The sequence below is a fragment of the Psychrosphaera aestuarii genome (genome assembly GCF_017948405.1).
In the GTDB taxonomy this organism is placed as follows: domain Bacteria; phylum Pseudomonadota; class Gammaproteobacteria; order Enterobacterales; family Alteromonadaceae; genus Psychrosphaera; species Psychrosphaera aestuarii.
In genome coordinates, this window is sequence record NZ_CP072844.1 from 1,709,401 (window position 1) to 1,720,347 (window position 10,947).

At 38.9% G+C, this 10,947-nt stretch carries 9 protein-coding genes; 4 read left to right on the top strand and 5 right to left on the bottom strand.

Annotated elements, in window-relative coordinates; translation table 11 throughout:
• Positions 1–26 precede the first annotated feature (26 nt).
• The 3 genes from J9318_RS07805 to J9318_RS07815 all read left to right on the top strand — a co-directional run bounded on the left by J9318_RS07805 (position 27) and on the right by J9318_RS07815 (position 4,436).
• The gene (locus J9318_RS07805) at positions 27–1,598 is read left to right on the top strand and encodes an amidase (protein ID WP_210559389.1); all 1,572 of its coding nucleotides are present in this window, start codon (positions 27–29) and stop codon (positions 1,596–1,598) included.
• A gap of 329 nt (positions 1,599–1,927) precedes the next feature.
• Entirely contained in the window at positions 1,928–4,111 is a 2,184-nt protein-coding gene (locus J9318_RS07810) for a TonB-dependent receptor (protein ID WP_210559390.1), read from the top strand.
• A gap of 85 nt (positions 4,112–4,196) precedes the next feature.
• Positions 4,197–4,436, top strand: coding sequence for a VF530 family protein (locus J9318_RS07815; protein WP_210559391.1), 240 nt, complete (start codon positions 4,197–4,199; stop codon positions 4,434–4,436).
• 6 nt (positions 4,437–4,442) lie between these two features.
• On the opposite strand, the gene J9318_RS07820 is transcribed toward J9318_RS07815, so the two are convergent.
• Positions 4,443–5,987 (bottom strand): DUF3369 domain-containing protein, encoded by a 1,545-nt coding sequence (locus tag J9318_RS07820; RefSeq protein ID WP_210559392.1) that lies wholly within the window; start codon positions 5,985–5,987, stop codon positions 4,443–4,445.
• A 140-nt stretch (positions 5,988–6,127) separates the two neighbouring features.
• Between J9318_RS07820 and chrA the strand changes: the two genes are divergently transcribed.
• On the top strand, positions 6,128–7,342 hold the full coding sequence (chrA, locus tag J9318_RS07825; RefSeq protein ID WP_244731598.1) for a chromate efflux transporter: 1,215 nt from the start codon (positions 6,128–6,130) through the stop codon (positions 7,340–7,342).
• 6 nt (positions 7,343–7,348) lie between these two features.
• On the opposite strand, the gene J9318_RS07830 is transcribed toward chrA, so the two are convergent.
• From J9318_RS07830 to J9318_RS07845, 4 genes are read right to left on the bottom strand one after another with little or no spacing between them, the layout of a single operon-like run.
• Positions 7,349–7,795, bottom strand: coding sequence for a hypothetical protein (locus J9318_RS07830; protein ID WP_210559393.1), 447 nt, complete (start codon positions 7,793–7,795; stop codon positions 7,349–7,351).
• Between the two features lie 17 nt (positions 7,796–7,812).
• Positions 7,813–8,586, bottom strand: a complete 774-nt coding sequence (deoC, locus tag J9318_RS07835) for a deoxyribose-phosphate aldolase (protein ID WP_210559394.1) — start codon at positions 8,584–8,586, stop codon at positions 7,813–7,815.
• Positions 8,586–9,398, bottom strand: coding sequence for a purine-nucleoside phosphorylase (locus J9318_RS07840; protein ID WP_210559395.1), 813 nt, complete (start codon positions 9,396–9,398; stop codon positions 8,586–8,588). Before J9318_RS07840 ends, deoC begins: the two co-directional genes overlap by 1 nt.
• A 12-nt stretch (positions 9,399–9,410) precedes the next feature.
• Positions 9,411–10,823 carry a CsiV family protein gene (locus J9318_RS07845; protein WP_210559396.1) on the bottom strand — a complete coding sequence of 471 codons (1,413 nt, stop codon included), beginning with the start codon at positions 10,821–10,823 and terminating at the stop codon, positions 9,411–9,413.
• Positions 10,824–10,947: the final 124 nt, after the last annotated feature.

Genomic DNA, 10,947 nt, shown 5'->3' on the forward strand with positions numbered 1-10,947 from the left:
TCTAATAATAATAAGAGGCTGCATCCATGACATTGTTTAATCGACGTACTCCTGCTGTATTGTTTACAGCGACCATTTTTGCTACCAGCTTTGTATCAGAGTGTATAGCAAATCAAGGCTTAACAACCACCCAATTAGAACATTACACCTCAACTAAATCGATTGCCGAACTTCAACAATTGATTAAATCAGGCGAGTTAACCAGCAAACAATTAACTCAGTTTTATATCGATAAAATTGAAAAAGAAGATCATAAATACAATAGTGTCATCTCAATTAACCCAAATGCTATTGCCCAGGCAGAAGCATTAGATAAGTCAATTTCTAACTATAAAAAAGATCTGCCTTCTTTGTTCGGTATGCCTATTTTATTGAAAGACAATATTGAAACTAAGGAACTGGCAACAACGGCAGGGTCCTTAATCTTAAAAAACAATAGAACAAACAGAGATGCCCAATTAACTGAAAACTTACGTTCCGCTGGCGCTATCATACTAGGTAAAACAAATTTAAGTGAGTGGGCTAATTTCCGTTCTGAACGTTCTTCAAGCGGTTGGAGCGCTATCGGCGGCCAAACTAAAAATCCAAATGACGTGACAACTACACCTTGCGGCTCTAGTTCTGGTTCAGGTGCGGCGGTTGCAGCAAATTTCGCCATCGCAGCAATTGGAACCGAAACTAATGGTTCAATTACCTGTCCTGCAGCGGTGAATGGTGTTGTTGGTGTTAAGCCAAGCGTCGGTTTAGTGAGTCGTTTTGGTATTGTTCCAATTTCACCTTCTCAAGATACCGCTGGGCCTATGACTAAAAACGTTGACGATGCACAACGTGTACTTTTTGCGATGCAAGGCCGAGATAAAAGAGACGCCGAAACATTGGTAAAAGGGATTAACCCTGTTGGTTTAATAAGTTCACCTTTACAGCCACAAGAACTTAAAATAGGGGTGTTATATTCAAGTGCAGAATCACACGAACAGGTTAAACAAATCTTAGGTGCTACTCTGCGTAAACTGACAAACCAGGGCGTTAAGTTAGTTGACGGTTTAAAATTTGAGCCATATGACGGATTCTGGAATGACGGTTACACTCAATTATTACGAGAGTTTAAAACGTCATTAAATTTATACTTTGCTGAGTTACCAAATGATATTCCTGATGAACTAAACTCATTGACCTTAAAAGATGTAATAGCGTTTAATGAAGCAAATAGTGAAGCGGAAATGTCCTATTTCCAACAAGAAATATTCTTAAAGTCAGAAGCCACTGAAGGTATGTCAACGCAAAAATATAAAAACCTAAAGAAAAAATTAAAACGTGTTACAGGCAAAGAGGGTATCGACAAACTTCTAAAAGAACATGAATTAGACGCTCTAATCGCTATAACTCGTGGGCCAGCTTGGAAAATAGACTTGGTAAATGGCGACCATAGTAACGGCGGTGTCTCTACATTTTCTGCAATCTCAGGTTATCCACACATAACTATACCTGCTGGTAAGCTTCACGGATTACCAATCGGTTTATCAATAATGACAAGTTTTGGTGAAGATGAAAAAGCGTTACGTGTTTCAAAAGCTATTGAAAATATTTTGGAGAAGTAGTCTATGTACTTTGTGTCGAGTAAATTACTAGCTTGCTAATTTACTCGATATTTTTTCGACGATAGCGACTTTTAAGACCATAAACAGACAATTACGGCAGAGTTAGAAAAATAAAACTTTGCTTTTAAACTTACTGGTGGTAACATGCCGGCCCAACCAAACAGTAGCAAACGTTCTGTGTTGCTCGTCTGAATTAAATTTGTTTACATTGAATTGTACGACTCACCTTGTTGAGACGTGCGTTTTTTCGCGCGCAAATTATTCAGCAACCCACAGACTTTCCTACTAGTCTATTTTTGCTTTATAACTTCTTACATAGAGGACATCAAATGAACATTAATCCTATAACTACTGCGTTGGCGTTGGCGCTAGTTTCATCAGGTCTGACTGTTGCCAATGCGACAGCAGCGGAAGAAGTTGAGAAAAAAGCTGAAAAATCGAAAATGGAAGCGATTACGGTAACTGCAACCAAGCGTTCACAGGTTATTTATGAAGTTCCAATTGCAATGAGTGCATTTAGCGGAGCAGATTTAGATACGCAAGGCATAACAGGCATCACAGATGTTGGTAAATTTGTACCAAATCTAAATATCACAGGATTTTCTGCCGGCCATACATCTTCGGCTAACCCATTCATACGCGGAATTGGACTACAAGATCACCTAATTACCACGGATCCTGGTGTTAGTGTATATGTAGATGGTGTTTACTTAGGTCGTCAAGTTGGACAAAACTGGAACTTACAAAATATTGATCGCATAGAGGTACTTCGTGGACCGCAAGGTACATTGTATGGTCGTAACTCTATTGGTGGTGCAATAAACATTATTACTAAACAGCCAGATGCTAATCCGGTTACAAAGTTATCAGCTGAGGTTGGGACACGAGGGCGATTAAAAGGTGACGTTTTTGTTAACCGTGCAGTTAACGAAGATTTGGCAATTAATATTAGCGCTGGGTTTAATCGCAGAGATGGACTTGGTAAGTTTATCAATCTACCAGAAGCAAAATATGATGTTGGCGAGAGTCAAGAGTTTCACGGTCGATTTTCTTTAAAGTACAAAGTTACCGATGATTTAAAAATTGTTGTTACTGCTGATGCTAATGATGGTGAAGGTGGCTTAAGACCATATACAACTAAAATTAACGAAGTGCCTACTGGCGCATATTACACAGGCGAGCGTTTTGGATCGCCACTACCATCAGGTCCATTACGAAATTCTGACGTTGCCGCAAATCCTTTTGATAACGCTACCGGTACAATTGAAGTAACAGAGGTAAACAACAGCGCAAGTGGTGTTTCATTTACTGCGGATTACAATATATCTGATACTTTAGGTTCAAAATTCATTATCAGTAACCGTAGTTCTGAATACAAAGCCGGTTTAGACGATGATGGAACCATTTACGCATTAGATCACTACCCAGAGCGTGGTGAAGCGGATCAAACCTCAGTTGAGCTACAATTAAACGGCTATTATGGTGATGTAGATTTTGTTTCTGGTTTATATTGGTTTACCGAAGAAGGCAGTAATCGCCAAGGCGAAGACTCTAGCTTTAATGGCGGTTCAAACATGCTAGAGCTAGATCAAAAGACGACGAGTAAAGCCGTGTTTGTTAATCTAGGTTACGATGTAACTACAGATCTTCGTGTATCAGGCGGTTTACGTTATACAACCGACAAAAAAGAAGCCACCGCAAATGTAGGTATTGGTCCAACTTACGCTGAAGATGATTGGAGCCAAGTTAGCTACGATTTATCTGCAAATTATACGTTAGAAAACGGTTTAAACATTTACTCTAGCATTCAAAGTGGCTATCAAGGTGGACAGTTCCCAGCACGTCCATACTGTTTATTTGGCAACCCAGAGTGTTTTGTTGCATCAGACAACATTACGGCCGTAAACTACGAAATTGGATTAAAGGGTGAGGTAACAAGCGACTTTAATATGAGTATTGCGTTATTCAATACTAACTATGAAGATCTTCCTTATCAGGTTAATACAACATCGGAAGCTGGTTTCGATACACGTAACTTAGTGGTAACGCAAACTTCACAGGGCGTAGAGTGGGAAAGTACGGCTTACTTAACGGATAGCTTCTCTCTTCACACCAGTCTAGGTTACATTAATGTTGATGTAGACGAACAAGACGGCGTAAAACCAGTAGCGCCACTTACGCCTAAGTTTACCGCATCGATTAGCCCAGCCTATGTATTTGATTTAGATGATGGTTCAACTATCAACGCCAGAATCGATTACTCGTTTAGAGACGAAATGTATGGTGAGCCAAGTGCAGATGAAGGTCGAATGACAACTGTTGAATCTCGTTCACTAGTAAACTTTGACATTTCTTATGCTCCTGCAGGCGCTGATTGGAAAGTTTCACTTTACGGTCGTAACATTTTCGACAAACGTTATGATGATGCAAGATTAAACACTGGCGATTACTTATTGGTAATTAAGAGCAATGATGCAAGTGAGTTTGGTGTACGCTACAGCTCAAGCTTTTAATTAATAAAAGAAATATGATAAAAGAGCCTCCTAGTCAGCTAGGTTAGGCTCTTTTTTATTTTTAGAACTAGATTTAGGATGTATTTTGAATAATCAACCAAATAACCCGTTACATGGTGTAAAACTAGCGGACGTAGTTACAAAACTAGTAGAGCATTATGGCTGGGACGAGCTTAGCGCTCGAGTTAATATCAATTGCTTTAAAAACGACCCGTCCATCAAGTCTTCGTTAAAGTTTTTAAGAAAGACTGAATGGGCTCGTAACGAAGTTGAAGCACTTTATGTTGACACTTTTTTACAGCCGTCACCTTGGGGAAAGGTTTAAACTTAACTAATCACTGTATTGTTGATGAATTTTCAAAAACTCTTCTTTGTGGTTAAAGTAAATATCAACAAGGTGTGGATCAAACTTATTACCTCTTTCTTCATTAAGCAAGGCATCAACTTGCTGTAAGTCCCAAGCGGGTTTATAGCAACGAGCATTCATAAGGGCGTCAAATACGTCAGCTAACGCAACAATCCTTCCGTATATATGTATGTCGTTGCCTTTAAGGCCACGTGGGTAACCGGAACCATCAAAATTTTCGTGATGTTGTGCCGCCACGATTGAAGCGGCTTCCATAATAGGTAAATTCGAACTAAGTAACACAGATTCCCCAATTTGAGCGTGAGTCTTCATGACTTCCCAGTTTTCGCCTTCTAACTTACCAGGGCGATTAAGCACGCTATCTGGAATTCCAATTTTACCCACATCATGCAGTGGCGCAGCTAAAAATAGCTGCTCTACCTGTTCTTTGTCTAATCCGTACTTTTCACCTATTAACTTTGAATACAGTGCAACACGACGAACGTGATTACCCGTTTCTTTAGAGCGAGTTTCTGCGACTTCGCAAATTGAATATACTATTTCTTCTTGTGTTCGTTTTAACTCGTCATTAAGCCGAATATTTTCTATTGCTATAGAGATATTTTTACAAAAAATTTCGAGTATTTCAGTGTCGTAACGAAGCACATCATTCGCACCTTCTAGGTACAGAATTAACTCATTTTTACCTACGGTAGATATATAAAAAAACTCGGCTTCTTGATTGACCATTTTGTCGCGCGGTATTTGACTCGTGTTCAGTATGTTAGATATTTTATGTGTGATGAAACGATCATTTATTGATGCTCTACCATGATCAATACAAGCTAATAATTTTATTTGTTCTTTCGTTTTACTTGCAAAAGCGCTAGTGCTCTCAGCGAGAACAACGTCGGCATCAATATGCATCATGGCAGCTAATTGCTGTAAGGCACCCTCAGCGAAGTCTTTTAACGAGTTTTCTTGGAGTAAGGAAGATGTTGATTTAATGATTCGTTCAAGGCCTATTCGTGTTCGATTTATGGCTGTAATATCTCTATAGGATCGAAGAGCTGCATAGATTACCGTATTTAACTTTTGGTTAGTGAGCTCGGTTTTTTCTTTATAATCATTGATATCGTATTTTTTAATGACCTCATACTCTGGTGCTTGGCCAGGTTGGCCAGTACGCAATATGATCCTAACGTCATGGTTATCTAAATCATTACGAATGTAATCGACGAGCTCCAATCCAGCATTGTCAGTTTCCATTACAACATCAAGTAAAATAACAGCAATGTTGGTTTCTATTTCTAAAATACTTCTGGCTTCCGACGCTGAGTAGGCGTTATAAAAATTAAGCGGTTTATCTGCAAAGGAAAACGATTGTAGCGCTAGTTTAGTTACTGTATGGATACTAGGCTCATCATCAACTATGAGGACTTTCCAACCGTTCAAATCGATTTGGGTTTCGACAAATTCCTCTTGTAATTCTTCCATCGTAAATAAAGGTGCGTCATCGTTACTGGTCATGTCTACTACCTTATGTGGTTATTACATGTAACCTTAGTACCAGTATGTTCAAAGTGACAAGCAAGATCATAATTGACGCTACAAAAATTCGGTAATAGCGAGCTATAATGGCAAATGAATTTAACTAATAGATTGATTCAATGGACAATAAACTGTATTTACAAAAGAAAATGAAGGCTTTAATAGATATATTTTTTCACTTCTTTCTTTTAGGGTGTATTAGCTTTGGTGGGCCTGCGGCGCATATCGGATATTTCCAAAAGACATTTGTCGAAAAGCTTAAGTGGGTGTCGCAAGAACGCTATTCCGGTTACATCGCATTAAGTCAATTTTTGCCAGGTCCAGGTTCAAGTCAGGTTGGCTTTTCGATAGGTTATTCTAAAGGAGGCTTATTAGGTGGTGTCGCCGCCTTTATTGCGTTTACTGCGCCTTCTTTTATGCTCATGCTGATGTTAGCAAAATCTACAGCCATATCGACGACAGCGAGTCCAATTTTTTTGAATGTCGTGTCTATGCTAAAAATTTTAGCGGTAGCTGTTGTTGCTGACGCTATTTTTACTATGTATAAACAGTTCTGCAACAACGCAGCCACCATAGCAGTTACCTTACTCAGCGCGATTTTGCTTTGTATTTACAATAATATAATTATGCAGTTAGCCATCATTAGTATTTCATTACTAGCCGGTTCATTTTTTTACAAAAAATTAACCCTGTCAAACGTAAAAGTTACAACGACTAGAGCCGTGAATAAGGGGTTAGCGAAAGTTAACTGGTTTGTGTTTGGTACGTTTATCCTGTTATTTATTGTGCTGCCGTTGTTGACGCTTTTAGGCCCAAAAATAGCTTTGTTCTCTGATTTTTATCGAGCTGGAAGTTTAGTGTTTGGGGGAGGGCATGTTGTATTACCTATGCTTGAAGACATTATTCAGGGGCAATTAAGTAAAGACACTTTTATTTTTGGTTACGCTGCAGCGCAAGCGATCCCTGGCCCGATGTTTACTTTTGCGACGTTTTTAGGTGCCGAATTATTGTCTGATAATATGTTAGTCGGTGCTTTAATAGCAACGGTAGCCATATTTTTACCTGGATTTTTGTTAATTATTGCTTTTAAAGAATCGTGGCAAAAAATTAGTAAAATAAATCAGGTGGCAGGTGCTATCGCTTGTGTGAACGCCGCGGTTGTTGGGCTATTAATTTCTGCGTTTTATCAGCCGATATTAGTGAGCGCCATTCATAGCTATTTAGATGTTTTAATTGCTGTGGCCGGGTTTTTGGCATTAAGAGTATTGAAAATACCTGTACTATACGTCGTGGTTATTTATATGGTGGTAGGCGTTAGTATTACCATTTTTTAATAAATATTAAATGAGCCTGTTTACAGATAAGTCTTTAGTTAAATAATTACATGCGGTCATGATCAAACTCTGAAACTGGGGCTCTACTATACTGCCGTCATCCATCATTTCCTTTAAATCTGAATTGCTAACGGCAACTATTGACTCAAATTCAAGTTCACTTAAACCGCATTTTAATAGTGCAGTTAAACCCTCGGCGTTAATTTTTATCCAACCGTCTGAGTTATATTGTGGGAGATTTAAAAATTGCTTTTCAGCAACAAGCGTTAACTTAATATTTATTATGTATGACTCGTCTGCATACCAATTTGACGCCAAAGCTTGAAAATTAATCCAAGCTTGTAATTTTTCGATAAGAAAAGACGCACGCTGATCATTTTTGTCAAATATACCATTTGTTGATATTTCGATGGGCAACGCTTCTTTACTATTATTTGCCAATTGATCGAACATGCTAAGCCCTTTCTATTTTAGTAATTCGAGTGGTTTGAGGTACCAACCTTTCCTGATAATGTATCTTTGAGGTTTGAAAGCAAACCACTTGCACCAAATCGATAGTTAGACGACATAACCCATTCTGAACCAAGGATTTGCTCTGCTTGTATAAGGTAAGCCTTTGCATCATCAGCGGTACGGATTCCTCCGGCTGCTTTAAAACCAACTCGGCCACCGTTTTGCTTTATTACATTTAGCATTACATCTGCCGCTTCAAGCGTCGCGTTTACTGGTACTTTTCCAGTTGATGTTTTAATAAAGTCTGCGCCGCAATCTATCGCAAATTCACTGGCTGCTTTTATTGTATTTAAGTCACCTAGCTCACCAGATTCAATGATTACCTTTAACACATTGTGATCTGAACAGGCTTGTTTACTTTGCACTAGTACATCTTCACAGCGCTTCAAATTGCCATTAATAAAATCGTTATAGGGCAAAACTACGTCAATCTCGTCCGCACCGTCAGCAATGGCTTGCTCAGTCTCAGCTATAATTTGGTCGATGTCCTGATCGCCGAGCGGAAAGTTGGTTACCGTTGCAACCTTAACGTCATGCATACCGAGCTGAGTTAGAGTTTTTTTCGCAAGTGCGACAAACTTTGGATAGACACAAACAGCTGCAACATGCCCAAAGTCTGTAATTGTACTATTGCATAACTCGATAATAACGTCGTTAGTATCATCATCATTTAAAGATGTTAAGTCCATCAAGCCTAACGCTTGACGGGCATAGGCTTGATAGTCTTTCATTATGCGTCTGCCAATAAGTCTTGAAGTAAAGTAGTTAGTCGTTTTGCCGCTAATTGACCTTGTTCTAGCGTTTCATCGTGGCTTAGGTTCGTTGCAGATAAGCCGGCAGCTAAATTAGTAATGGTTGAAATAGCACATACCTTTAAGCCACAGTGCCTTGCCACAATCGCTTCTGGTACGGTAGACATACCAACTGCATCAGCGCCAAGCGTTCGCTGTGCTCTAATTTCAGCCGGAGTTTCAAACGTAGGACCAGATACCCAAATATAGGTGCCCCTGTACAAAGTTAAACCAGATTTCAACGCTGCTTTTTCAACTTTCTCACCTATGTTTCTATCGTAGGTTTGAGTCAAATCTAAAAAGCGCGGACCAATCTCATCGTCATTTGGACCGATAAGTGGATTAAAACCAGAGAAGTTAATGTGATCAGTGATCAACATAATACTGCCTGGACCCATGTCTTCTTTAAGCGAACCCGCTGCATTTGTTAAAATAACAGACTCACAACCAATGGCCTTAAAGCTTCTTAATGGGATTGCGATTTTTTCAAATGAGTGGCCTTCATAATAATGAAAACGACCTTGCATACAGATTACGTTTTTGCCACCTAATGTACCAGCGACTAATCGACCTGTATGGCCAACCACGGTACTTTGAGGAAACTCTGGAATATCTGCGTATGGAATGCTGATAGGGTCCAAAATTTGTTCCGCTAAATCTGCTAAACCACTACCTAATACGATAGCGACGTCAGGTTTAAAACCATTAAGTTGTTGTTCAATATATTGAGCACTGATTTGAAAATCTTTCACTGAATTATCCCGTTAATGTCTATATTTTCTGATCTGAAAAAGCACGCCATACTTCGGGTGGTCTAAATAGTGTAGATCACCTGAGTAGGTACGTCTTAGTTGTTTGAATGGGAAATTTTGTAGGTATTGTATTTCCAATAATGAATCGTCGGCCTGATTTCTTTCAGTAGACTCATTAAATTCGTTAAACTCGGAGACTGCTTTGTCTTTGTTTGCAGCTGATATTAATACGTTTTGTACGTCATTGGTCAAGTCATTTTGCACCAAAGCCGCATCCAATGACGATTCTTTCGCCAATATTGCATCTACATCAACTTTTTTGGACATTTTTTGACGGAAGTTAAAATCGGCATCTAGATAAAGGTAGTGATCCAGGTGGACAGTAATTGAACCATCAAGTTGCCACGTTTCTATAGGGAATGCGTTACGTTTCGGCATTACCAACGTATTTGTCGTAGGGTCAACAGCTGCGCCTGACTCTAACTTTGATAAAAACTTTTCAACATTGCTCCTAATGGAGCTCATCATCATTTGATTACTTGATAACGACTCTGGCGTTGCAGCGTCATTAAAATTATCCTTAGACACCTTTAAACTATCAATTTCGGTTATTTCGTAGCCATCGTAAGTAAAATTACCCGTATAGTTTTGACCTGCTTTCAAATAAACCGATACCGCATTGTTTTTTGCTAAACCAGGTTGTCTCCACCCAAGATGCAATAGTGTTTTTGTTCCCCAGTTATTGTCTAACTTTTGTGCTTGTTCCGTAAGTTTTAGATTGGCGTTATCCAACAGGTAGACACCACGATAGTCGTCGTAGTCGTAACCAATCATCTTAGTAGGAATTCTTGACCAATTGATATCGGTATAAAATTCTTGCTGCGCTGAAGGAAGGTAATTTATGTCTTCTGATATAGACCAAAATCCAGATAGAGACTCACTTGGCATCAGGCAAAGTTGGTTGGTTAATCGCCACTGTTTTTGAATGACGGTTTGATAGTCATTAAACAGCGTAAAAAACTCAGCTGGACTAAGAGGTGACAAACCTTGATCATCGCGTTTCTGCTTTACAACAAATGGGTCAATATCAGAATGGCAGTTAGGTAAATTAGAAAGCAAATTTTTGATATTGGGTTGTAGCTTTGATGCCTGGATGTCCCAAAAACGCTTGGGCTGTTTGTTTTTTATTTTTTGGTCGAAATTTTCTCTTATCGGTTTTTTATTTGTTCTCTCAAAAATAATAATCTCTACATCAAACCATCTACCATCGGCTGATTGTATTTTTTCTACTAAGTCTTGGTTTTCTTTTCTAGGTGGTTTTTCCGCTAACGTATAAGGGTTAGTGACCTCGCTAAATAAACCACTCAATTCACTGGGTACAGATAATGAACGTTTACTGTCGACTGCAGCAAGCGACTGTCCCATACTAGTTATAACCAATATTGATAAGAGACAACTTGTCTTTTTCCAATTGTTTTGAGTGTGTTTACTTAACAACTTCTATTCCTTAAATTTGGCTAACGCTCGCTAATCTCATTACAACATGATT

Excerpts from the sequence above, each read along its gene's own strand:
- J9318_RS07805 (WP_210559389.1), top strand. The coding sequence starts at position 27 with ATGACATTGTTTAATCGACGTACTCCTGCTGTATTGTTTACAGCGACC.
- J9318_RS07810 (WP_210559390.1), top strand. The coding sequence starts at position 1,928 with ATGAACATTAATCCTATAACTACTGCGTTGGCGTTGGCGCTAGTTTCA.
- J9318_RS07820 (WP_210559392.1), bottom strand. The coding sequence starts at position 5,987 with ATGACCAGTAACGATGACGCACCTTTATTTACGATGGAAGAATTACAA.
- chrA (WP_244731598.1), top strand. The coding sequence starts at position 6,128 with ATGGACAATAAACTGTATTTACAAAAGAAAATGAAGGCTTTAATAGAT.
- J9318_RS07830 (WP_210559393.1), bottom strand. The coding sequence starts at position 7,795 with ATGTTCGATCAATTGGCAAATAATAGTAAAGAAGCGTTGCCCATCGAA.
- deoC (WP_210559394.1), bottom strand. The coding sequence starts at position 8,586 with ATGAAAGACTATCAAGCCTATGCCCGTCAAGCGTTAGGCTTGATGGAC.
- J9318_RS07845 (WP_210559396.1), bottom strand. The coding sequence starts at position 10,823 with ATGGGACAGTCGCTTGCTGCAGTCGACAGTAAACGTTCATTATCTGTA.